This is a genomic window from Bradyrhizobium sp. KBS0727 (genome assembly GCF_005937885.2).
In the GTDB taxonomy this organism is placed as follows: Bacteria; Pseudomonadota; Alphaproteobacteria; order Rhizobiales; family Xanthobacteraceae; genus Bradyrhizobium.
Map to the genome: position 1 here is coordinate 2,999,637 of NZ_CP042176.1, position 23,498 is coordinate 3,023,134.

A 23,498-nucleotide genomic window follows, 5' to 3' on the forward strand; every position below is an offset into this window, starting at 1 on the left:
GAGTATGACGGACTGATGATTCTAGTCGCAGGAGCAGCACAAATGACCCCGGAGCCGATCTTCGATCTCGCCCATCTCGGCCACATGGAAATGCTGACGCCGAAGCCGGACGAGAGCCTGAAGTTCTTTGTCGACGTAATGGGCATGACGGTCAGTGGCCGCAAGGGCGAGTCGGTCTACCTGCGCGGCTGGGACGACTATGAGCGCTATTCGCTGAAACTGACCGCCTCGAACACCTCGGGCATGGAGCACATGGCGCTGCGTGCCCGCAGCCAGCAGGCCCTCGAACGCCGCGTCGCTGCGCTGAAAGGCTCCGGCTTCGACATCGGCTGGATCGACGGCGACATGGGGCAGGGGCCGACGTTCCGTTGTCGCGATCCCGACGGACACATCGTCGAGCTCTATTACGAAACCGAATGGTACCGGGCGCCGCCCGAACTCAAGCCGGCGTTGAAGAACCAGGCGCAGCGGTTTCCGGCACGCGGCGTCAATGTCCGCCGGCTCGATCACCTCAATTGCCTCGCCGTCGACATCAAGGCCAACCGCGTCTTCTTCGAGGATTATCTCGGCTTGCGGACCACCGAGCAGATCGTGCTCAACGACGGCTCGGAAGCCGCGATGTGGATGACGATGTCGAACAAGAGCTACGACTTCGCCTATACCCGCGACCACTACGGCAAAAAGGGCCGCTTCCACCACGTCACCTACGCGCTCGACAGCCGCGAGGAAATTTTACGCGCCGCCGACATCTTTCTCGAGAACGGTGTTTACATCGAAACCGGCCCGCACAAGCACGCGATCCAGCAAACGTTTTTCCTCTATGTCTACGAACCCGGCGGCAACCGCGTCGAGGTCGCTAACGCCGGCGCGCGTCTCATTTTAGCACCGGACTGGAAGCCGATCGTCTGGACCGAGGAAGAGCGCAAGAAGGGTCAGGCCTGGGGGCTGAAGACGATCGAGTCGTTTCACACCCACGGCACGCCGCCGGTGTGAGGATTAGGCCGTGAACTTATAAATCTGTATGGCGGCAGCTTGATCGGATTAGCGGGTTGCTTCGATGGGCGGTGAATCAATCCGGACGACCGCCTGTATCAGACGAAATGCTTCCTCGGCTTGGGGTCTAATCCGGATGTGGCTGCAATCCGACGCTCTATATTGACCAGTCTCTACCGCACGCCATAGCGCGTGAAGTCGTCACCGATCTCGGCCTGGATTGTCTTTGCCGCTGAGATGTCGGAATCGCTGCCGGCCTTGTCACCCTGCTTGAGCTTGGCAAGCCCGCGTCCATAGAGCGCGCTCGCCAGCTTCGGGTCGAAGCGCAGCGCAGAACTATAGTCATCGATGGCCGCGCCGAGTTGGCCCATCTTCAGGTAGATGAGCCCACGCGAGTCATACGTCGCGGCCTCGTTCGCCCCCGACTGAAGCGCCTTATTGCAGTCCTCCAGCGCCGCCTGCAACGCGCCGAGGATGGCTCGGGTCCAACAGCGCCCGTTCCACACGACTCCCAAATTGGGATCAAGACGGATCGCCTCGTCGTAGTCCCGCGCCGCGCGATCGTACTCCTTCTTTTTCAGGTAGGCTTCGGCACGGTTGGCAAAGGCTCCGCCGTAGTCTGGATTGAGCTTGATCGCCTCATCGAAAGCTTGGATCGCGAGGTCGTATTCGGCTTTCCTCAGGTAAGCCACGCCGCGGTTGTTGAAGGGCTTGGTGTAAGTTCGATTGAGCTTGATCGATTGATCGAAATCCTCGATGGCGCGGTCGTAATCCTCCTTTGCGATATAGGCATTGCCACGATTGTTATGGGCGGCAGCCAAGGCGGTCGTCGTGCCTCGACCCGCATCGATAACCGCGGTGCAACCATTAATTCGAGCTTCAAGCGACGTGCGACCCAAGCCACTACACAATTCAATATTCTTGAGATAGCTATCCTTTGGCTTCGGGTCCTGCGCCGGCGCGGATGACCCGAGGAGCAGCAAGATGAGAATCGGCGCTACGCCGTCGATGGCGCGGGCATTTGCACTAATTTCCATGCCAGGCGTCCCGATTTTGGGAATCTGCTGTCGCCGATTTCTGCAGGTCGCTGTTCAACACCGGATCCCTGCTTGTACCGAGAACGGCTTGGGCTCCAGAGCCCTAGCAGCCTCGACAGATGTTGAAATTGAACTTGCGATCGGTTTTTTGCTCGGGTTGTTGCGCCGTGGGTGCACCTTGCCGTTTCGTAAGCTTACTCTTGCCCTCTTCAATAAGAGTGGCAAATTTGACGGTCCCATCATCAGATATTTCGATGCGCGGTGTGGTGCCTCGAATCCCCATCGTTGCGACAGGGGTGTCGACCCTCATGTCGCCGGTCTTCGCTATGTTGCCGGCGACAAAGGTGAATGTTCCCTTCGTTAGGCTGAGGAAGCTCGAATTTGACTTCCCGTTTGGGTCGTACACGAATTCGGTCAAAGTCATGTGGGCGTTGCTCGATAGATTGAACGAGGTACCATCAGCAAAGTTGATCCCGATCCGGCCATCGGCGCCGGTCTGGACCACGTCGCCCAAATAGACGAGATCACCAATCTTCGTCTGACCGGCTTGACCGGCGACATTTGCCTGAATGACCACAGCACCCGCATGTTCGATTGTGATCGAACCCGTGGCGGCCACAACTTTCCCAATCGGCTTTGACGCGGAATCCGGAACGGCGGGTCGGCCAGAATCAATTTGCGCTTGCCCTCGACATGGCAAAAGACTGGCTAGCGCGAAGACGAAACTTGCCACCAATACGCCAATCGTATGCGTGCGCATGATCCTCTCCTTCCCGCGAAGATATTAGTGCGTCAGGCCGATGGTTGCTAGCCGGCGGGCAAGACCGCAATAACCCAGACTGAGTACCTCTTCTAGAAATTGGCGTGCTGCCATTCAGATGTAGACAACTCGGGCTCAGACAATAGTATGTTTTCGTGAGGCGGATATCGCGGCAGAACGACAGCAGTCCTGCCATGTCGACGTGGCGCTAAACGCGTCGCCTTGCTGTTGGAATTGAAATTGGATCAGGTCGTTTCGGCGGGCCAGCCTAGAGCTGCCAGCACCAAGACATTTTGACCTCGTGGCACCGGGCAAGCCAACTTCGGCACTACACTCGGCACTGCTCCAGGCCTGAGCTACTCCGCAGGGGAGGTCGAGGCCAATGTTAGTTGCTTCCGGCGTGGAGTTCGGGGATGCGTGCACGGCCGCTGCGGGCCAGCTTCCCCAAGTTATCGGCTACATTCAGACGGCGATCGGTGGCGGCAACATCAAGCGTCCGAGTGGCATTGCCGTTCAAGTCATGGCTGGCGATTCTGTTTGCCGGGGTGACGTGATCGAGACCACAGCCGACGGGCGGATCGAAATTCGTTTCGTCGACGGCACCGTATTCAACCTGTCCCGCGACGCTCGCGTGGTGCTGAGCGAATTCGCGCGGGACTCCAACGGCACCTTGCGGTCAGCCCTGTTCGCAGTAACCAGAGGCACCTTCGCTTTCATTGCCAGCCAGCTGGCAATGGGCGGCTCCCTGACGGTGGACACGCCTGTTGGCAGCATTCGCAGCCGGGCCCAGGGTTGTGGTATCGGCATCCTGTCGCTCGCGGCACTGACCTTCTCAACTATGAAGGTGGTCCAGGCCGCGGACTCGAACGTCACGTTCCTGGATGACGACAAGATCACATACAAAGACCTTGAGCACGGCGTATTTGAGCTCATAACCAAGGAGGCGATCCCGCGACACATCGTTGTTGAAGATCCCGGAGAGACGGTCGTCCTGAGGAGAAGTGGGTCCTCGGTCAGCGTCAATGAGGTCGCGAATTCTCTCACTCGAATGCAGGAGTTACAGGCGGCCCAACAGGACGTGCTCGCCAACTATGCGAAAGGGATCGGAACAACCGGCTCCAGCACCCCTCCCTTCGTCAACCCGCTGCCGGTGGAGCCGATTAATTTCATTCAGACTGATGCCCTCCACGGGCAAAATGCGCTCCTGCCGATAGAGGCGATGATCTTCACCGTCCCTGAGATCATTATCGTACGTCCGCCACCAATCCTGAATACGCCGACGGGGCCGACCGAAATCGACACGGTGGTGTTTGACAGATTCACCGCCACCAGCGGAACGTTCTCTGCCAGCACGATCAACGGCGGTGCCAAACTGACCTTCAGCATCAGCGGGGGGACTGCCGGCAATACGGTACTGGGCGGGGTGACATACGATGTATCGAACACCGGTCCGTTTGGCACGCTTTACGTCGACAGCACGACCGGCGCCTACACCTTCGTCCCGAACGGCGGCGCGATCAATGCGCTGCAGGCGCCGACGACCGAAAGCTTCACGATCACGGTGTCGGACGGCTCGCTCTCAGCCAGTCGGGCCTTCACGATCAACATCAACGGCGTCAACGATGCGGCGATCGTTTCCGGCATCACTGCCGGCACAGCGGTCGAGGCCGGCGGCGTCTCGAATGCCACGGCCGGCACGCCGACCGCCGTGGGCACGCTCACCGACACCGACGTCGACAATCCGCCCAACACCTTCACGGCGGTGAGTTCACCAACGGCGAGCGCGGGCGGCTACGGCTCCTTCACGATGACGGCGGCCGGCGTGTGGACCTACACGATCAACGAAACCAACAGCGCGGTGCAGGCGCTCAATGTCGGCGACACGCTGACTGACACCTTCACGGTGACCACCATAGATGGCACCCTACAGGTGGTGACGATCACGATCAATGGCAGCAATGATTCAGCCATCATTTCCGGCGCCGCGACCGGCTCGGTGATCGAGACTGGTGCTGCGATGCCCGGCACGCTGACCACGAGCGGCACGCTCACCGACACCGACGTTGACAATGCGCCCAATACATTCACGGCCGTGAGCTCGCCGACGGTGAGCGCTGTTGGCTACGGCCTTTTCACGATCACGGCGGCTGGCATATGGACCTACACCCTCAACGACGCCAACGCCGCGGTGCAGGCCCTCAATGTCGGCGACACGCTGACTGACAGCTTCACGGTCACGACCGTCGACGGTACCCCAAAGGTGGTGACGATCACCATCAATGGCAGCAACGATGCAGCCATCATTTCCGGTACCACGACCGGCTCGGTGATCGAGGCCGGCGGCGTCGCCAACGCCACGCTCGGCACGCCGATCGCGAGCGGCACGCTTACCGACACCGACGTCGACAATGCGGCCAACAGCTTCACAGCGGTCAGCTCTCCGACCGTGAGTGCGGGTGGCTATGGCGTTTTCACGATGACGGCGGCTGGCGTATGGACCTACACGCTCAACGACGCCAACGCCGCGGTGCAGGCGCTCAATGTCGGCGACACGCTGACTGACAGCTTCACAGTCACAACTACTGACGGCACTCCCCAGGTGATAGCGATTACCATCAATGGCAGCAATGACGCGGCCATTATCTCCGGCACCGCTACCGGCGCGGTGATCGAGGCTGGCGGTATCTCCCCCGGTGTGCCGATCGCGAGCGGCACGCTTACTGACATCGATATCGATAACGCGCCCAACAGCTTCACAGCCGTCGGTTCGCCGACGTTGAGCGATGGCGGCTACGGCCTTTTCACGATGACGGCGGCTGGCGTTTGGACCTACACTCTCGACAACGCCAACACCGTGGTGGACGCGCTCGATGTCGGCGATACGCTGACCGATAGCTTCACGGTGCACACCGTGGACGGCACCGCGATGGAGGTAACGATTACCATCCATGGCAGCAGCGACGCAGACCCCAACGACTTCGACAACTTGGCAACGGGGACGACCGTAATATCTGATCCGCCCTACGTCTTCGGAACCCCTGGAGACGACAGCATCGCGGGTGGAGGTGACGTCAGCCAAATCATCTATGGAGGCGCCGGGGATGACACCCTCAACGGCACTGGCGTGAATGACATCATCTATGGCGGCTCCGGCAATGACACGATCAAGGGCAATAACGGGGACGATACGATTTATGGAGGCTCGGGAAGCGACACAATCAATGGTAGTAATGGCAACGATACCATCATCGGTGGATTTGGTGCGGACCATCTCACGGGCGGCAATGGAGACGATCGTTTCGTTTATTTGTCCGTGGCGGATTCTCACGCGGGCCGGTTCGACACCATCACCGATTTTACATCGGGGTCTGACAAAATCGATTTGACGGCGATGGGCGCACTGGCCTTCCTGGCGCTGACTCCCACGAGCACTTCCGTGCCGGCGCATACCATCGCCTGGCTCTACGATAGCGCGGCCAATGAAACCATTGTGTATGTCAATCCGACAGATCAGACGCTGACAATCGGCAGCTCAGACTTGCTGGAAATCCATTTGCAAGGAGTCGCGACCGTTGAGGCGTCGGATTTCATCATCGAGTCGACGACGGCGTCCGCTGCAGTGTCCGGCGAGCCGATCAATCTTGATCTGACCGCAACTGTCGAAAGCGACGGGGCCGTCATCGCGACGGCCATTGCCGGCGATCCGTCCGGCGGGATCGTCGATGAGGGTCTGCGAACAAATGGCGTGGGTGACAGCTTCGATACCGGTCAACACTGGTTTGGCTTGCTCGGTCACGCGGGATTTTCGTTCGACGAAGTCCAGAGCCACTCGACTGAAAACAGCAATGGTGATGTCGTTATCACGCTGGCCAACGGACAGTCGACCGGCCCGAATTACGCTCATGTTACGCCGTCGCCAGAGAACAGTGTTGCGTTCAGTCAGACGCCGGTGTTGCAACTCGCCGAGCATGGCGCAGCGCCGGGGGACGACGGCTGGATCGCGGGATTTCGTAGCCATTGGAACTCAAATTCGGCATTGAGCTTCGTCGACATTTGGAAGAACGATGATCATACCTTTCCCAAGGGTGGCCGGTTGGACAACGGGGAATTGGTTCCGACGAACGCCGGTCTTATAAAGGCTGCTGGCACGCATGGGCATACAATTGATGCCGGCCCAAACGACCTGAATACCGCTGGCCCGGAAGCGTCGGAGGGTCACGGGCCAATGATTGCGAGCTCGATTGGGGGTTCGCGGGCTTCGCCGACCGACGCTGGGGCGGCCGGTACACGCGGGCTTGGAGACTCATTCAAGTTCAAGGACGAGCTTTCCGGTCATAAGGGTTCAGACGTCGTCGACCGCGGACCTGAAAACCACAGCCCGACATGGATCAGTGATCACGAAAATTCCGCTGGACAGCACGGGCTGCTGGAGATTTCAGAGACGCAAACACTCGACCTTTCTTCGCCTTGGCAACATTCAACGCAACATTCAACCGACCATTTCAGTATCGTTCCGCACCAAGCGGGGGGCGTTGTCGTTACCCACGTGCCGCACGATCTAATCGTGTGACGGACTTGCCTGAAAGAGTGAGCTGCGGCCGGAAATGCGGGATTCTATTCACAAATGGCGGGCCGCGAGGAGCACGCGATCCAGCAGACCTTCTTCCTCTACGTTTATGAGCCCGGCGGCAACCGGGTCGAGGTCGCCAACGCCGGCGCGCGCCTGATCCTGGCGCCGGACTGGAAGCCGATCGTCTGGACCGAGGAAGAGCGCAAGAAGGGCCAGGCCTGGGGGCTGAAGACGATCGACTCGGTTCACACCCACGGCACGCCACCGGTGTGAGAGGGCGGGGGTCGTAAACTTATAAATCTGCAAAGCGAACAGCTTGCCAGTCCGCTTTGCCCCGACAGCGGACTACATACCGCATTGCAGCGAAACGACGCTACGTTCCAAACGCAGAAATAACAATTGACCTGGCACCGCTGACCTTGGTTGCCATCTCAGCCGGGCGGGAGGATGCTGTCGCTTGCGACCACCATGGAGAGCCGCATGAGCAAGGCAGGTCTGGACAATCGTCATCGCAACCACGACGGCGAAATCAGCCACAAGCACGGCAACACCCTCATCCGCACGTTGCGCAAGATTTACGGACAGGGCTTCGCAGCCGGCTATCCCCCAACCGAGAAGCTGAGCGAGGTCCTGCTGCAGCTAAACGAGACGTCGCTGAGCCAGCTCCGCCGCGATCATGAAACCGGCCACTTGGAGCACAAGATCGCCAACGCTTCGAAGGAAGGCGGCTAATCGCGAAGACTCTATTTTCGATCCACGCTTTGCGATCGCGGGCATTGGAAATTCGGACCTCGACCTCCGTAACACTCGAAATGAAGAGGCCGCCTCGGTGGCGGCCTTTTCTAAGCTAACGCGGTCGCGAAAGACTAAAAAGTACACGACCACTTCTTACCATCCGGAGTGGTGCCGACCCACTTCTTGGCTTTAATACACTGCGCACCGGCAACTTCGCAGTTGGTTCCGGTCTTCCCGGAACTACGGCTTTCGTTGCAATACGCCTGCATGCTCGCACAATCGGCCCTCATACACTTGCCAATGGCCTTTTGTGCAGAGCTTGGGAGCGAAGTCGAAATCAAGGCCAGGAGAATGGCTGAGCAATAAAGAGCTCTCATCGAAATACCTCGGTGGACAAGGCTTGCCGTCAACCTATCGTGACCCTGACCCCTGGCAATGGAGCCCGCCAACGCTACCTCACCTGGGCCTTTCCGGAAAAAGGAGGCGCGGCTTTTAATTCAGCCGTCAAATTCTTGATAAAGAACTCTATGTATCTTTTCCGACTGTCGACCGTGGCCTCACGGTCATATGCCATCGTGTACCCCAGGACTTTTCTCATCGGCCGTGGCTGATCAAAGCCGTGGTACGCGATTGGATAAAATATCACTTCGAACTCTGCACCCGTAACGACACCAGGGCTTTTCGATTTGATGCATTCAGCGGGCGGAGTCCAATTGTCTTTCTCTCCGACAAAGACAATTGTCGGCGACTTATAAACGTAGCCAACTCCCCCGAGCAATTTTCCACAATCAGGATAGTAGGAAGCAATAGCGCGAAAGTGGTTGACCGGTCCTCCCTTGGCGCTCAGGAGGGCGGCGCTCCCGCCATCGCTTAGACCAAGAAGAAATATGTTCTCCTTGCTGATGTTTGCATGGCGCTGCAGGGCAGCCATCGCATTGAATGCGTCATCTCTTCTGATCCCATACCGGATATCCGATCTGTACGATCTGTCGCTGCACATTTTGCCGCCCGTCAGATTTCGAGGCCCGTAGCTATCCAAAATCAAAGTCGCAAATCCGCTGCTCAGCAACTCCCGGGAGTGAGCTCGAAGTGTCGTTAGGACAACTTCATCCAGCCCTCCACATGGATGCAACAAGATCACGACCGGAAACGGACCTTTCCCTTTTGGAAGGGAGAGGTCACCGCCAATAGTGGCGGTGAATTCGCTTGTCGTGACCTCACTGCGAAAGGCCAGCGACTCCGCGTCTGCATGAGCTGGAAGCAGCACAGCGGTCAGTAAGACCAACCAATGACATAAGTTGCGCATAGCGGCGGTTCCTGAAAGCGGGCCCAAGAATAGCGTCACCTTTGGTCTCAAGTACATTGCAGCGTCAAGTAATGGTCGATGAGCGAGGCCGTCGCGCCCATCGAGAGGAAGACATCGCTTATATTGACGAGCCGGCGGCTGATCTTGCCTGTACGGGCCTTTTCGCGGAGATCGAACTTGAACAGGGACGAGAACAGATCAATCCCGGCAACGACAAGAAATGGGGCCCCTTGTCCCCCCTTTAAATCTTGTAGAAATGCCATATAATAAGTCATCAAAATATGGCAGATGAGGTGGCATATGTCCCGACGCCTGACCAGTTCGACGAGCTCGGCGCGCAAGGTTACGGCAGTTGCAAAAAAGCGCCGCCGGAAACGCATCGGCGTTGTCGCGGCAGCCGGTCCGGGAAAGACCCGTCGCGCCGCGGGTGATGCGACCGCAGCCGCGGGCCCGGAAAAAGCGCCGCGCGGAAGTGGCTTACTGGCCATGTTTCTGGGGCCGAATGGTATGCTGTCCATCGATCGTGTTGCGGATCGATTTGGCCTGTCCAAACTCCAGTTTGCAGAGACGATCGGTATTTCAAGGGAAACGTTGTATAGGCCAGCACGCCTTAAAGCCCCCAAGACACAAGCTCGCGCGGCCGAGATGCTCGAGATCGTCGGTCGGATTGCTGACTGGGCGGGCGGTGAAAAGCAGGCATTGGCTTGGTACCGTGCCGAGCCGCTGCCGGCGTTCGGCGGCAGAACAGCGGAATCGCTTGTCAAGGAAGGCAAAGCCGCCGCCGTGAGAGACTATCTCGACCACGTTGCGACGGGCGGCTTTGCTTGAGGTGGGCAGGCACATGCTTCCGGGCCCACGACCCGAAATGGGCTTGGGCACCGACTTCTGGCGAGGGCGCAGCGAGCAAAGGCGGCCGGTTCAACCCCATCGGTACACCTGCACTCTACCTGGCCCTGACGGTCGAAGGCATGTTTCTCGAAATGGGTCACGGCCTTGCTTATCGTTTTGAACCACTCACAGTTTGTACGTACGACGTAGATGTAACGGATGTAGTTGATCTTCGAACTGCAAGAGATCACGTAGCCGAAGGGACTTCCCGCGACGAACTGGCATGCGCGTGGGCCTGGGATCTTTCGAATGGCAAGAAACCTGCGTCGTGGCGTTTGGCCGAGCGGCTCATCAGCGGCGGTGCCGCCGGAATTCTGGTGCCTTCGTTTGCGACCGGTGCACGCGAAACCATGGCAAATATAGTGCTCTGGAAGTGGGGGCCTGATCTTCCCCACAAAGTTGTCGTCCACGACCCCTCGAACCGGTTGCCGAGGGATCAGAGTTCCTGGAGCCGGTAAAGGTGTCCGCGCCGTCTCCGCGCTCGACAGCCGCGAGGAGATTTTGCGCGCCGCCGATATCTTTCTGGAAAACGGCGTTCACATCGAGACCGGCCCGCACAAGCCCGCGATCCAGCAGACCTTCCTCCTCTACGTCTATGAGCCCGGCGGCAACCGCGTCGAAGTCGCCAACGCCCGCCTGATCATCGTGCCAGACTGGAAGCCGATCGTGTGGACCGAGGAAGAACGCAAGAAGGGCCAGGCCTGGGGGCATGAATTGATGTCTTGATGGAAGAGTGGCTTTTGCTTCTCGCAATGCAATCAGACCACCACACGATGTTGACGAGTTCTACGCAGTTTTTGGACGCAAATAACCTTGATGTCCCTCCACCACGAGAATAGCCTCCGCGAAATGTGCCGATATCTCCACCGCTGAGGCCGTTTCATCGCAATCCATAAAAGAGGAATTTGCTATGGAGACTAGGACGCGGACTCATAGAGACGCAGCCATAGCCTGATTGACGCGAGTTGAACGAAGGCAAGGTAGTTGTCGGCGAGCCTGTCGTAGCGCGTCGCGACTCGGCGACATTGTTTGATCCGGTTGAAGAACCGCTCGACCTGGTTGCGAGCGCGGTAGAGATAAGGGCTGAAGCAGATCGGATCGGTGCGATTACTCTTCGGCGGGATGTTGGCCCACGCGCCCTTCTTCATGGCAAGTTCTCTGATCCAGTCGGCGTCATAGCCGCGGTCGGCAAGCAGCATTGACCCAGATTTGAGGCGAGACAGCAGCTTTCGCGCAAGTCGAACGTCGTGTGCCTCGCCGGGGCTCAATGCGAGCCGTACCGGCAGACCATTGCCATCGACCACCGCATGAATTTTGCTCGTCAAACCGCCGCGTGACCTCCCCATCGATTGGCGCTCGTTTCGTGTGATGCAGGCTCCATGCTGATGCACGCGGACAGTGGAGGTGTCGATCATCTGGACAGCGGCATCGCGGGCTACGGCAAGTGCGTCTATGATGCGGCCCCAGACCCCCGCCCGGCGCCAGCGGACGAAACGGTTATAGCAGGTCGTGTAAGGGCCAAAATGATCCGGCAAATCGCGCCAAGGTGCCCCGGATCGCAAGACCCAGAATATGCCGTTGAGGACACGCCGGTCGTTCACCCGAGGAACGCCACGCGGTTTGTTCGGCAGCATGGGCCCGATGGCAACCCATTCATGATCAGTGAGTTCGTACCGCATGATTCGAGCCCCCAGTTTTGGGTTTGAATCACGACAGCCTGGCCGAGCGCAACGCCCCCTCGCTCGGCCTCCGCTGCAGCGCTTACAGGCGGATGCGGACATCAGCCAACCGACAATCCCCGCCCAAACCGTCGAAAATGACTCAAAGCCGACCTCGACTGAAGTCGCTTACGGAATTATGGCACCCGTGCGTCCATCTCGGGGTGCAACACCATGCTCTCCTGCGCAGTCGCCTCGTTGCGCGACCCGACGAAGACAGCAGGCGCCGCGCCGCGATTTACCGCGACATGCAACACGTTAGCCGGGATGTAGACGAAGTCGCCCGGCCGAACGGCTTCGCAATGCTCAAGCTCATCTCCGGTCCAAAGCTCCAACACGTCGCCGCTCATCATGTAGAGCGCGGTCTCGTGGTGCTCGTGCACATGCGCCTTCGTGCGGCTACCCGGTGGCAGCGCCATCAGGCCGAGCCAGATCACCTGTGACCCGGTGGTTTCGGCGCTGACGCCAGCCCGGTAGTCCGAGCCCTGCTGGACCCGATGCTCCGGCGCTGCCTTCACCACCATCCCAACACGGCTGGTTGTGTTGACTGGCTGCACCTTCATTGCGCTTGTGTTGCTCATTGTTCTCTCCCTTGGTTTGATCGATGGTGTGAGGATGCCGTCTATCCGCGCAAGAAGTCTCGAAAAGGGTTCCGAAAAGTTCCAAATTGTTTCGAATAGCGGCTTCGCAGCTTGCGGGCGCGCCGCTATGCTCGTCTGATGCAGCGGTTTGCCTTCGGCCCCTTCGTGTTCGAATCCGCGCGCGGCGTGCTGCTGCGTGACGGACGACCAATGCCGGTCAACCAGAAAGGCATTCGTCTGCTTGCCCCGCTGCTGCGTGCGTCCGGTGAGGCCGTCTCCAAGACCGCACTGATGGATGCGGCGTGGCCCGGGACTGCAGTCGAGGAAAGCAACTTGTCGGTCCAGATCGCGGCGCTGCGCAAGCTTCTCGGCCCTGCCCACGACGGCGGCGAATGGATCGCGACGGTTCCGCGTGTTGGTTACCGGTTCGTCGGCGCGGTGTCGGGCGCGGACGCGCTGGCTGAAAGCGCCGATGCCACCGATGCGCGGCCGCTGATCGCGGTACTGCCGTTCGGCATCGTCAGCGAAGAGCCAGGCAAGGAGTACCTGGCTGACGGCATCACCGACGACATCATAACGGCGCTCGCTCGCTATCGTTGGTTTCGCGTTGTTGTCCGCGGCACAGCTTTCGCGCTCCGAGACAAGGCCGCCGAGCAGCTCGGCGCGCGCTATGCGCTCCACGGCAACGTGCGCCATTCCGGCGAGCGGCTGCGCATCTCAGCGCAACTGATCGATACCCGCGACGGTGCGCACTTGTGGGCCGAACGCTACAACCTCGCGATGGCCGATGTGTTCGCCATTCAAGACGAAATTGCCGAACGCGTGGTTGCGGCGATTGAGCCTGAGCTTCTGAAAAGCGAGTCGCGTCTGGCTATCGTGCGCCACACCGGCAATATGAGGGCGTGGGACTTGGTGCGGCAGGGTATGTGGCATTTTCACAAAGTGACCCGTGAAGGGCATCGCGCCGCGCGCGACCTGTTCCGCCGCGCCTGTACAGCCGATCGGATCTGTCGGAGGCGCACGCCTGGCTAGGCCGGGTCAGTGCCGGCATCATCGCTTATGGGTGGAGCGATGATGTTGTTGCCGACGGGCGCGAGGGTACGCAGGCCGCGACCCACGCGGTCGCGCTCGACCCGCGCGACCCATATGCGCACTACTCGTTCGCCATCGTGAGCTGTTACGCGGGCTCCGCCAACACCGGTACGCTAGCTGCGCAGAGCGCGATCGATCTCAATCCGAGCTTCGCGCTCGGCCATCTCGTGCTTGGAATGGCGCGACTATTCGACGGCGATGCAAATCGCGCTGTCGCACCGTTGCGTCACGGTCTCACGCTCAACCCGAATGATCCGCAGAACGTCGCGTGGCACATCCTGCTGGCCTACGCCGAACTGCTCAGCGATATGCCGGATAAGGCGCTCGAAAGCGCGAACCGGTCGCTGGCTTTGCGTCCCCTGTTCGGTCCGACGTTCGAGGTGCTGTGCTGCTGCACAATGGCGCTAGGGCGGCGCGACGACGCGCGCCGATGGGGTGAACGCATGAAAGAAGTTGATGGCCCGGAAGGCCACTTCATTGCGCCAATTAGAGCCGGTCAGTCTGAGTACGACAAACGTATCGCTCGGCTACTGCAGAAGGCAACCGCGTGAGCCCACATGACCGCCGCTGGCCCTCCGCGTCATTTTGCTGCGATTGCGCGTAGGCGGTCGGTATCGGAGCGAAGCGGACATAGCCAATGGTTTATGAGTACACGACCTAATAAACAGATAGCCTTACGTGCATTGACTGGAGCGTTCATCAATAGAGATCCAAATGTCGTGGAACATTTCACGGCTAATTATATTCAGCACAATCCCACAATTCCTAATGGTCCGGCCGCGATTAAGGACCTGATCCCCAAATTGCCCAAGGACTTTTCCTATCAACCAGGCATGGTGGTGGCCGAAGGTGATCTGGTGATGGTTCATGGGCGGTATGTTGGATGGGGACCAAAGCCGATGATAGCCGTCGATATGTTCAGGATCGAGGGCGGCAAGGTGGCCGAGCATTGGGATGTGATGCAGGAAGAAGTCCCCGCTTCGGACTCGGCCAATGGCAACTCAATGTTTTCCGTACCGGAGGGAAAGTAAACAACGCCCGTGTGGCTAAAGCAGATGGCTCCCAGTCCGGTAACCATGCCTGTACTTGCGCTGGAGCTGGAGAGTGGACCTGGAGCGGCGGAAGTGAAGGAACTGGTGTGTAGAAGGCGGTAGCCTTCGCAAAAGAGACGCATTGCTTCATTCGTAATGAACGCTCTTTTTTCCGGCCACTGCTTCCGAAAACAGCTTAGGGGTGGATGACGATGATCTGTGCGAAGGTCCGCCTTGGGTCCATCAACGGACCGAGCGGCCCCGAAATCCGACTTCCGTAATTCCCCTGAAAGCGGACCTCGGCGACCATGCGGGCCATGTCGGCTTCGTGCCGATATTGTTGCAAAAGTCTCTTTGGGGTGGCGAACAAAAATTCTTAGAGCCACTGAGGCGTTTTACCCGCCGCGGCGTGAGGGACCATATCGTTTCATCCAGAATCGATCACGGGTCTCAGTAGTGGCGCTGAAGAACGATGCAGCAGCAGAGAAGTCCAAAGATCAGCTCTTGCGAGATTTTTGCGGTCATTCGATTTTCGACTTTTGCAACAAAATCTGCCAAAGGCGGACCTCGTGCCGTCGCCGCCTTGGCCAGGCAATTGATCAGTTATGGGCTATGTGTGCCTTGGCTGCTGTTGCTCCGCCCCAGAGTGAACCGGGATTGGCCCGGTCTCCATGAAGCTCCATCATCCGGTCGAAGAGTTCGCGCACGGTCGTGGTTTCCTCGTTGAGGCGCATGAAGTCCCGGAAGTAACTGCGCGTTTCCTCTATGATGCGAGGGGGGTCGTCGTTCTCGGGCCGTTTGTGGCCGGCGATCACGGTGCGGGGTTTCAGCGATTCGAGCTTGTCGAGGGCGGCGATCCATTTGAGCCACGTTTGTGGGTTGCCCTCCGCCATGTAGGGATGGACGCCGTTGTAGGCGGCGTCCCCGGCCACCACCAGATCGATGGAAGGGACGTGCAGGCTCGTGGACAAGGCCGTGTCGGTATAGCCGGTGTCGATCAAGACCAACTCGTGCCCTTCCAGTTCGATGGTATTCCCTTCGAGCGCCTCGGCCACCGCGAGCTGCTCCGGAAGTTGGCCGGGAAAGCGCGAATTCCAGAAGCTGTTGAAATAGGGTGGATCGATCTCATGACGCATGACCTCCACGATGTCCGGTCTTGCCACCGCACGCGCATGGGGGAAGCGTTGCTTGAGCAGCCCTATGCCAAAGAAATGATCGCCATGGCCATGGGTAGCGTAAATCGTGGTCAGGTTCTTGCCGCTCGCCGCGACCCAGTCCGCCAGGGCCTGCGAGGCTTCGGCGGTAAGGAAGGTGTCGACCAGCACGGCATCCCGCTCGCCAAAGATCAGCGTGGATGAATTAGGTACCCAGGCGAGGGACTCGTAGCCTGACGGCAGCTCCCGGTTGAGGCCAGGCCGCTTGGTGATGAACACCGACCACTGCAAGGGAGCGTTTTTTTGGTTCGACCCGGTCATGAGAATTCCTCCGTGAGTTTTTGCGTTACGTTGGGCTCTGTCGCCCGCCGCCGTAAGCCACAACCACGATGTCGAATCGGAGCGGCATTTACGACCGTGTTGCCGGCCGGGACGAAATGACGTTCTCGAGAAATGTAGAGAGGATGCGGCTCTACTATCGTTCCGCAATAACCGGGACACTGTGGTCACCGTATACTCCGCGCCGCTAACGGCTCGGGCACGTTAAACTTACCAAACTATTCTCCACACCCCAAGCAAAACGCTTGCCTGGACCCATCCTCTGCTCGACTTCCGCTCCGGGTCATTCGCGACGGGGCCGGACTAGTGGAAAGTCCGTCCATGTCTGCTGTGCCGCCGAAAGCGGAAGTAAATTCAGAGCATTCGCGGCTTTGGCGTCAGCTATCCCGGCTTTATGGTATCGTCGTGGACGTCATGGCGCTCCGCATAAAGGTGCGCAACCTCCGTGGCTTTCTCCGATTATTCGTCGGATTTCCGAATAGGTCCATTCGCTTCCTGAAGTGGCGGCCGGATGATCGTGAAAGGTGCGCCGGTGACGATCTTTTCGACCTTTTGCCGATTGCCGTACCTTGCCCGTCGCCCTGCGACAAATTAACCCGACGGGCAAATTTCTGCTTTTCCGAAACCCCAAATCAGTTGCTTACTTGCGGCCATCCTGTTCCGGCAAGAGGGGCGGTCGCGCGTCGTCACGAACGTGGGATGGGATGTGGTGGACGCGAGAGCGTTGGCGTGCAGGTGCAATCACAGGGCGGGTTGCCCCCGTGAGGGATTGCAGGCGCGCAAAACGAACGACGCTTGAGCGTACGGCAAAACCGTGTGGGCCTGGCATCCGTTGCTGATGTCAAGCTGGCGGAGGCGAAGTCGGGCCAACCGGTTCGACCAGCCTTAATCCGTCAGCGACGGTGACAAAAACGAATTCGTCGCCGGGGCGAGCACGGCATAAGCCGTAAAGCCGCTACGTAGGGGATGCCGGATGTCTCCGCTGACCCTGTATGCTCGTGCGCGCATCTACAATTCCATTTGCGCACGGGACCGCGGGTGCAGCGTGCGCCCGGCATTCCCTACGCCCTCTCTTTCGAGGGTGAACCTCTCAAGCCTCGGGCGCATCGCGCCGCGAGCAGGCGTAGGCGTGGAAAACGATCAAGTCGGTTCGCGCGATAGTACGCCGCCGGTTGCGGGGTAAAGCGAACGGCGTCAAGATCGCGCCATCGCCGATGGCCCAGCCATGGAAGCACGGAGCCGGTTTTGCCAGACATCTGGGCGCGAAAATCCACCGCCGATCTGTTGCAGGAAGCCGCGCAGGCGGCTAGCGATCCCGAAAACCATTCCTTCAAGCGTTCGCTGTCGGCGTTCAACCTCGTGATGCTCGGCATCGGCGGCGTGATCGGGGCGGGCATCTTCATCCTCACCGGGCAGGCGGCGGCCACCAATGCGGGACCGGCGGTGACGCTGTCGTTTCTGCTCGGCGCGGTGGCCTGCGCGTTCGCCGGGCTGTGTTACGCCGAAATGGCCGCGAGCGTTCCGATCAGCGGAAGTGCGTATACCTACGCCTATGCCACGCTCGGCGAGTTGATCGCATGGATCATCGGCTGGGATCTCATTCTCGAATACGCGGTCGCTGCGGTCGCGGTGGCGGTCGGATGGTCCGCCTATGTCGTCAGCTTCGCCCGGGATTTTGGCATCGAACTGCCATCCCGGCTGGTGTCCGCGCCGTTTGCCTATGACGCCAATGCCGGCGTCTGGTCGTCGACCGGCGCGATCTTCAACCTGCCGGCCATGTTCGTCATCGTGACGATCACGGCCGTGCTGGTGACAGGCATCCGCGAGACCGCGCGGTTCAACGATGTCATCGTCGCGGTGAAGTTGATGGTGATCCTGCTCTTCATTGCCTGCGCGGTTTCCTCGGTCACGACGGCGAACTGGGTGACGTCGGGCAATCCCGAGGGCGCCTTCATTCCGCCGAGCAAAGCCACCGGCGTGTTCGGCTGGACCGGCGTGGTCCGCGGCGCGGCGATAGTGTTCTTTGCCTATGTCGGCTTCGACGCGGTCTCGACGGCTGCGCAGGAGGCCAAAAAGCCGGAGCGCGATATGCCGATCGGCATTCTCGGCTCGCTTGCCATCTGCGCCGTGCTCTACATCGCCGTAGCCTTCGTCCTGACCGGTATCGTGCCGTTCGACCGCTTGAACGTTCCCGATCCGATTGCGGTCGGCATCGATCGAATCGGAATCGGCTGGCTGTCGCCGCTGATCAAGCTCGGGATCGTGCTGGGGCTGACCTCGGTCATTCTGGTCACGCTGCTCGGGCAGCCGCGGATTTTTCGCGCCATGGCGCATGACGGATTGCTGCCGCCGGCGTTCGCCAAAATCCATCCGCGGTTTCGAACGCCGTATGTTTCCACGATCGGCGGCGGTATCGTCGTCGCTGTGCTCGCTGGGCTGCTGCCGATCGGTCTTGTCGGCGAACTCGTCAGTATCGGAACGTTGTTTGCGTTTGCCGTGGTCTCGATCGGCACGCTCGCGCTTCGGATTATCGAGCCCGACCTGCCGCGCCCGTTCAGGGCGCCGGCGATCTGGGTGATCGCACCTGCAGGTGCCGCGACATCGATTTTTCTGATGCTGGGCCTGCCGGGAGACACCTGGATCAGGTTCGGCGTCTGGCTCCTGGTCGGGCTTGCGATCTATCTCGGCTATGGCGCAAGCCGTAGCAGGCTGCGGGCGAGGGCTGGCCGGCGATAGCGGGGCACACCCGCCAAATGAACGGATTTCGCACCGAACATCGTTTTTCGCACAAGTTATTGTATTTAAATAGGAATTCAGTGGCTTGGGAACTAGTCCACCGTCGCATCATGGAGCCGAACTGCTTCGGCCTTGCTCCGCCGGCAGTTCCTCGGCATTGGGGTCGCCCGGTGCCGTCGCCCAGGCCAGTTCGACGAGCGTCACGATCCGCCGACCGGCACCGTCAAGCTGGCAAACGATGAGGCCCTGCTCCTCGATGTAGGTCAGCAGACGCCGTGCACGGCGCAATGAATGTGAGCCATAGGCGCGCGCAATCGCTGCATCGCCGGGGCAGGGCCAACCTTCCTTCGCGGCGCGGGCGATCATCATGAAGATGCCCTGCATATCCTCCGGCAGAAGTGAGGCGCGGACCGAGACATCCTGCCACCCGTCATCCTCTGCCATATCGGAGCCGAGCCCGGCGCGGGCGCGCGTCAGCATGCGACGGAAGTCACCCAGGTCCGGCACGGCCGAACCGAGGCCCTCTATTCGACAGCGGACCACGAACTCCTGATACAGGACGCCGATGGCACGGAATGCGGCCTCGGGTTCCGCCATGACGGCGCGCAGAATACGGTCCACGCGCTCACGCCGCTCCGCCAGTTCCTCAGCGCTGAGTGGCTGCTCCACCGCTTCGGGACGGATCTCCAGCGCGGCGGTTTTCGCCGCCATGAGCTGGCCGAGGAGGTCTGGCGGCGACCGGCGCTGGGGCCGATTATTCTCCGGCGGCGGCGCTGCCAGGATGATGGCGCGTGCGTCCAGTGTCGCTTCCGGCAGAGGCATCAGGCGCGGGGTCGCGTTGCGCGGCGTGGTCTCCGTTGGACCAATGCGCAGCCCCAGCGGACGGCGGGAGAGCGCCGGTCCCAGCGCCATGAATTGCCCGCGCTCCATATCCCGGAAGACCTCTGCCTGTCGCCGTTCCATGCCCAGAAGGTCGGCTGCGCGCGCCATGTCGATATCCAGAAAGGTTCGGCCCATGAGGAAATTGGACGCCTCGGCCGCGACGTTCTTGGCGAGTTTCGCCAGTCGCTGGGTGGCGATGACTCCCGCTAGCCCGCGTTTGCGGCCACGGCACATCAGGTTCGTCATGGCGCCGAGCGAGAGTTTGCGCGCCTCGTCCGAAACCTCGCCGGCGACTGCCGGCGCGAAGAGCTGCGCCTCATCCACCACCACCAGCATCGGGTACCAGTGGTCGCGGGCGACGTCGAAAAGCCCGCCGAGGAAGGCGGCGGCGCGCCGCATCTGGTTCTCGGCGTCGAGCCCTTCGAGATTGAGCACCGTGGAGACGCGATGGATACGCGCTCGCTCGCCGGCGACCTGCAGGCCCCGCTCGGTATGGTCTTCGGCCTCGATCAGGAGGTGGCCGAAACGGTCGGTAAGCGCCACGAAGTCGCCTTCGGGGTCGATGATGGTCTGCTGTACCCAAGGGGCACTCTGTTCCAGCAACCGGCGCAGCAGATGGGATTTGCCGGAGCCCGAATTGCCCTGCACCAGCAGGCGGGTCGCCAGCAGTTCCTCAAGGTCCAGAGTCGCCGGGGTGCCTGCCGTCGTGTGTCCCATCTCGATCGCAACGGTCATGTCTCGACTCAAAGTCTCCCTGCGGAGGCGGGCTTAACAACCCGATCGCAGCCCGTCGAGCGCCCATGGCCGACCACTCCGTGTTCTCCACGGCTGGTCGAACGCCATCAGCCCAGATGGATGCCGACCTCCGCACACCTCTCGCACCGGAGGCGACTGCCGAGGTTGTGGACGAAGGTTGTCGGCGAGTGCGTGAGCGCGGTGAGATCGACATCGTTCGGTCTGCGACATGTATCAACAGGACGACAAGCGGATCGCAATTCGTCGAGCGGCCGGTATTGGCGAAGCGGACGATCGTGCAAAGCATTGATCTCATTAAGCCGTAGAACGAGATCACAGCCCAGGCATTTAGCTTTCTAAGTGTCATACTCCCGGCGACACCGCAGACCTGATCGCGGCGAAACAGCTGCTCGATCCGCTGAGCGAGGCCGATCGCCGGTAGGTCAGTTGGCAGCACGGAACGGACCCGAGCGGTGGTCTGACAATGTCTGCTATCGGGGGCAAAAGGGATATGCGCCGGACGTCGCGGTACCGAATTCCCGACGGCCTGTCGCCGTAAGCAGCCCGTAATTTCCATCGTACGGCCATGCTTTGGTCAAAACTGCAAGGAGTGTTTAGCGGTTCGCCGAGCTGGTGGAAATCCGACCGCCTCCTTTGCGTGACATTGGATGGGAAAGGGCACACCTATGAGTTCCACGCCGAACCCGAAAGCAATTGAACCCGACGGTGTCTTGATCGCGCGCGCGGATGAGCGGCTCGCGCACGCTTATGGACAGATCGCGCGCGCGGATGAACAGCTCGCGCGTGTAACTGAACAGCTCTCGAAGCTGGAGCATGACGCCGCGCGCCATCCTTCAGCTGTCCTGGGCCGCAAGCATTTGCACGGCCGGCCGGCGCGGCGTGGCCTCATCGGCTCGCTGTTGGCCGCGAGTATATTTATCGCTGCTTTCGTTTCGCAGTCCTCTTACGGCGATGCGGCCAAGCTGACTGTCGCCCGGTGGGTGCCGCAGCTCAATCTGGCTTCATTGCTGCCGCTGGAAAAAGGGCTTCCCGCGCAGCCGAGCCCATCTACCGTTCAGGCGGCCGCGGCGGAGCCAGTACTTCCGGCTCAGACCGCACGGCAAGACGTCGCGCCGACAGCCAGCCCGGTGTCTCCTGAACTGGCGCAGTTGCTCGAGACGATGGCACGCGATCTGACAAACGTGAAGCAAGGGATCGAGCAGCTCAAGACGAGCCAGGAACAAATGGCCATCGACAATACAAAAGCTGTGGAGCAGCTCAAAGCGGGCCAGGAACAAATGACACGCCTTATCGCCAAGGCTTCCGAGCAGAACCTGTCGCCCAAGACATCGGCAGCTCTGCCTCGGCCCACTGCCACCCCGGCGCGCAAGCCAATGCCGACGCTCCCGTCGCCGCAAGCCAGAGCGCGGGTCCCAAAGCAGTTGCAGCCCGAAGAACAGTAGTTGTCATCGGCGGCGGTGCCCGCTCGCTTGGCATCGTTCGCCGAACTGGGAAATTCGCGCGCGTCATGCAGTACACGGTCATTTACTACCTCATGACTCCCAGGCGCGCCGCAAAGGGAGTTGTGTCTGTATCAGAGAAATTCGCGAAGCCGCGCGAGTTCGACAGTGACCTCTCCAGATAAGACGGCACTTACCAACGGCGGCTGTGGTGAAGTGTGAATCTCATACAAATGCCGCATGGAGGCAGGCTTGGCCATGAACTCCCGTATGCACCCATCGAGCGTGCCATCCACGAGCAGATAGGGGCCAGTGCCGTTAGCGTAACGCTGGTTGTTGCGCGAAGGCCACTTGCGAAGAATCGCCGGTGCATCGAAATTGACGTGAGCCTTGGTATCGCCCATCCGTGCGCCTCCAGCGAGGGCGGACCCCTGGTGGTGTCCAAAACTGATGCGATTGACCTGATGCGGAAATCCGACCCATCGCGACAGTTCGGCATGCTTTGATGCGGTAGTCTGAATTTCCGACCTTTTTTTGACTGGAGAATGACGGCTGTCGGGCGTCGGTATGGGCCTGATGGAGCGCTTCGAAATCGACGGCGTATTCTACCTTATGGGAACCGCGGCGTTCCTCCTGGCTCTCCTCGCCGGCGGAAGGAGCTTGATCTCGGCGTCCCCAATGCACCTTGGGCGGCTTTTCGAGATACTCGCTCCGCAAGCGGCGCTCCTTGCGCACGACCAGTTCCACTCTTCCGACGAGCTTTCGCCGCCGGCCCCAAGTACGCATGTCCCCTTGACGGACCGTGTCGAAACTCCGGATGAGTCGATCCGGCGTGGCGCGCCCCGCGCTTAGGGTTAGCGCGCCGGCCGAAATGGTATTGTGTTTATTGGGTCTCAAGCAACAGGTTGTGGAATACTGGATGGGAGAGGCTGGGGCGATTCTTCGGCACTCGCGTCCTCGCTAGTTCTCGATCCAAACAGTCATACCGGGCTCAAGGCCTGCCGGCTCTCCCTCTGGGTCGAGGCGCAAGCGCAGCGTATTGCGGTCATGATCTCCAATAACCCGCTCGGCCTGCCAGGTGGCGAACGTTCCGAGTGGCCGCAGTTCGGTAATGGCGGCTTTCATCGCGCCAGCGGCGCCATTCCGCATCACGCTCGCCGTTTCTCCCATCGAGAGACGGTTGAGATGATCTTCGCGTACATTGAACGAGAGCCATTGCCTTCCAGCCGCTTCGACCATCAGGATCGGCTGGCCCGCGCGAACATTCTCGCCCACCTCTGCGGCTATGACGGCGACAACACCGTCAGCCGGAGCACGCAAGACCATCTTGTCAAGCCGGCGCTCGAGCACAGTGACCGCGGCGGCCGCGGCCTGCACCTGCGCGTCGGCGATCGCACGTTCCTCCCGGGTAGGCCCCGCCACGGCCGCATCGTAATTCGCCTGCGCTTCCGCGACGTCGGCGCGCGCACTGGCAACGTCGT

General features: G+C 60.3%; 20 protein-coding genes and 2 pseudogenes. 12 read left to right on the forward strand and 10 right to left on the reverse strand.

Features of this window, described 5'->3' with window-relative positions; all coding sequences use genetic code 11:
* Window positions 1-42 precede the first annotated feature (42 nt).
* Window positions 43-993: a catechol 2,3-dioxygenase gene (locus FFI89_RS13650; protein WP_138837319.1), complete on the forward strand. Its 951-nt coding sequence runs from the start codon at window positions 43-45 to the stop codon at window positions 991-993.
* 173 nt (window positions 994-1,166) lie between these two features.
* Here the strand turns inward: FFI89_RS13650 and FFI89_RS13655 are convergent, their stop codons facing one another.
* Entirely contained in the window at window positions 1,167-2,030 is an 864-nt protein-coding gene (locus tag FFI89_RS13655) for a tetratricopeptide repeat protein (protein WP_138837321.1), read from the reverse strand.
* A gap of 103 nt (window positions 2,031-2,133) precedes the next feature.
* On the reverse strand, window positions 2,134-2,790 hold the full coding sequence (locus FFI89_RS13660; protein ID WP_138837323.1) for a FecR domain-containing protein: 657 nt from the start codon (window positions 2,788-2,790) through the stop codon (window positions 2,134-2,136).
* Window positions 2,791-3,172: 382 nt separating this feature from the next.
* Between FFI89_RS13660 and FFI89_RS13665 the strand changes: the two genes are divergently transcribed.
* The 3 genes and pseudogenes from FFI89_RS13665 to FFI89_RS13675 all read left to right on the forward strand — a co-directional run bounded on the left by FFI89_RS13665 (window position 3,173) and on the right by FFI89_RS13675 (window position 8,092).
* Entirely contained in the window at window positions 3,173-7,360 is a 4,188-nt protein-coding gene (locus FFI89_RS13665; RefSeq protein ID WP_138837325.1) for a VCBS domain-containing protein, read from the forward strand.
* A gap of 60 nt (window positions 7,361-7,420) precedes the next feature.
* Window positions 7,421-7,633, forward strand: a pseudogene (locus FFI89_RS13670) (catechol 2,3-dioxygenase); the annotation flags it as partial.
* 207 nt (window positions 7,634-7,840) lie between these two features.
* On the forward strand, window positions 7,841-8,092 hold the full coding sequence (locus FFI89_RS13675; protein WP_138839246.1) for a hypothetical protein: 252 nt from the start codon (window positions 7,841-7,843) through the stop codon (window positions 8,090-8,092).
* Between the two features lie 454 nt (window positions 8,093-8,546).
* Here FFI89_RS13675 and FFI89_RS13680 read toward each other — a convergent pair whose 3' ends face one another.
* Both FFI89_RS13680 and FFI89_RS13685 read right to left on the reverse strand, forming a co-directional pair.
* Window positions 8,547-9,428, reverse strand: a complete 882-nt coding sequence (locus FFI89_RS13680) for a dienelactone hydrolase family protein (RefSeq protein WP_168212886.1) — start codon at window positions 9,426-9,428, stop codon at window positions 8,547-8,549.
* Window positions 9,429-9,448: 20 nt separating this feature from the next.
* Window positions 9,449-9,676 (reverse strand): hypothetical protein, encoded by a 228-nt coding sequence (locus FFI89_RS13685; RefSeq protein ID WP_138837329.1) that lies wholly within the window; start codon window positions 9,674-9,676, stop codon window positions 9,449-9,451.
* 211 nt (window positions 9,677-9,887) lie between these two features.
* On the opposite strand from FFI89_RS13685, the gene FFI89_RS13690 reads away from it, so the two are divergent.
* The 3 genes and pseudogenes from FFI89_RS13690 to FFI89_RS13700 all read left to right on the forward strand — a co-directional run.
* On the forward strand, window positions 9,888-10,229 hold the full coding sequence (locus FFI89_RS13690) for an antitoxin Xre/MbcA/ParS toxin-binding domain-containing protein (protein WP_138839248.1): 342 nt from the start codon (window positions 9,888-9,890) through the stop codon (window positions 10,227-10,229).
* Window positions 10,226-10,747 (forward strand): RES family NAD+ phosphorylase, encoded by a 522-nt coding sequence (locus FFI89_RS13695; protein ID WP_138837331.1) that lies wholly within the window; start codon window positions 10,226-10,228, stop codon window positions 10,745-10,747. The genes FFI89_RS13690 and FFI89_RS13695 overlap by 4 nt, the downstream gene beginning before the upstream one ends.
* A gap of 19 nt (window positions 10,748-10,766) precedes the next feature.
* A pseudogene (locus tag FFI89_RS13700) lies at window positions 10,767-11,015 on the forward strand (catechol 2,3-dioxygenase); the annotation flags it as partial.
* A gap of 191 nt (window positions 11,016-11,206) precedes the next feature.
* Here FFI89_RS13700 and FFI89_RS13705 read toward each other — a convergent pair.
* Both FFI89_RS13705 and FFI89_RS13710 read right to left on the reverse strand, forming a co-directional pair.
* Complete coding sequence (locus tag FFI89_RS13705) at window positions 11,207-11,968, reverse strand: IS5 family transposase (protein WP_138837333.1); 762 nt, start codon at window positions 11,966-11,968, stop codon at window positions 11,207-11,209.
* Between the two features lie 176 nt (window positions 11,969-12,144).
* A complete protein-coding gene (locus FFI89_RS13710) occupies window positions 12,145-12,588 on the reverse strand; it encodes a cupin domain-containing protein (RefSeq protein WP_138837335.1) in 444 nt (147 codons plus the stop codon).
* A 138-nt stretch (window positions 12,589-12,726) separates the two neighbouring features.
* Here FFI89_RS13710 and FFI89_RS34865 point away from each other — a divergent pair, with 138 nt between their 5' ends.
* The 3 genes from FFI89_RS34865 to FFI89_RS13720 all read left to right on the forward strand — a co-directional run bounded on the left by FFI89_RS34865 (window position 12,727) and on the right by FFI89_RS13720 (window position 14,711).
* The gene (locus FFI89_RS34865; RefSeq protein ID WP_246669452.1) at window positions 12,727-13,620 is read left to right on the forward strand and encodes a winged helix-turn-helix domain-containing protein; all 894 of its coding nucleotides are present in this window, start codon (window positions 12,727-12,729) and stop codon (window positions 13,618-13,620) included.
* Between the two features lie 236 nt (window positions 13,621-13,856).
* Complete coding sequence (locus tag FFI89_RS34870; protein WP_246669453.1) at window positions 13,857-14,231, forward strand: hypothetical protein; 375 nt, start codon at window positions 13,857-13,859, stop codon at window positions 14,229-14,231.
* Between the two features lie 6 nt (window positions 14,232-14,237).
* Window positions 14,238-14,711 (forward strand): nuclear transport factor 2 family protein, encoded by a 474-nt coding sequence (locus FFI89_RS13720; protein WP_246669454.1) that lies wholly within the window; start codon window positions 14,238-14,240, stop codon window positions 14,709-14,711.
* A gap of 599 nt (window positions 14,712-15,310) precedes the next feature.
* Here FFI89_RS13720 and FFI89_RS13730 read toward each other — a convergent pair.
* Window positions 15,311-16,186, reverse strand: coding sequence for an MBL fold metallo-hydrolase (locus FFI89_RS13730; RefSeq protein WP_138837337.1), 876 nt, complete (start codon window positions 16,184-16,186; stop codon window positions 15,311-15,313).
* A gap of 1,263 nt (window positions 16,187-17,449) precedes the next feature.
* Between FFI89_RS13730 and FFI89_RS13735 the strand changes: the two genes are divergently transcribed.
* Window positions 17,450-18,940, forward strand: a complete 1,491-nt coding sequence (locus FFI89_RS13735; RefSeq protein WP_168212887.1) for an amino acid permease — start codon at window positions 17,450-17,452, stop codon at window positions 18,938-18,940.
* Window positions 18,941-19,048: 108 nt separating this feature from the next.
* Here the strand turns inward: FFI89_RS13735 and FFI89_RS13740 are convergent, their stop codons facing one another.
* Window positions 19,049-20,557, reverse strand: a complete 1,509-nt coding sequence (locus tag FFI89_RS13740) for an ATP-binding protein (RefSeq protein WP_138837339.1) — start codon at window positions 20,555-20,557, stop codon at window positions 19,049-19,051.
* Window positions 20,558-21,243: 686 nt separating this feature from the next.
* On the opposite strand from FFI89_RS13740, the gene FFI89_RS13750 reads away from it, so the two are divergent.
* Window positions 21,244-22,020: a hypothetical protein gene (locus FFI89_RS13750; protein ID WP_138837343.1), complete on the forward strand. Its 777-nt coding sequence runs from the start codon at window positions 21,244-21,246 to the stop codon at window positions 22,018-22,020.
* Window positions 22,021-22,151: 131 nt separating this feature from the next.
* Here the strand turns inward: FFI89_RS13750 and FFI89_RS13755 are convergent, their stop codons facing one another.
* Complete coding sequence (locus FFI89_RS13755; protein ID WP_138837345.1) at window positions 22,152-22,421, reverse strand: hypothetical protein; 270 nt, start codon at window positions 22,419-22,421, stop codon at window positions 22,152-22,154.
* Between the two features lie 556 nt (window positions 22,422-22,977).
* Window positions 22,978-23,439 (reverse strand): HlyD family efflux transporter periplasmic adaptor subunit, encoded by a 462-nt coding sequence (locus FFI89_RS13760; protein ID WP_246669455.1) that lies wholly within the window; start codon window positions 23,437-23,439, stop codon window positions 22,978-22,980.
* Window positions 23,440-23,498 lie beyond the last annotated feature (59 nt).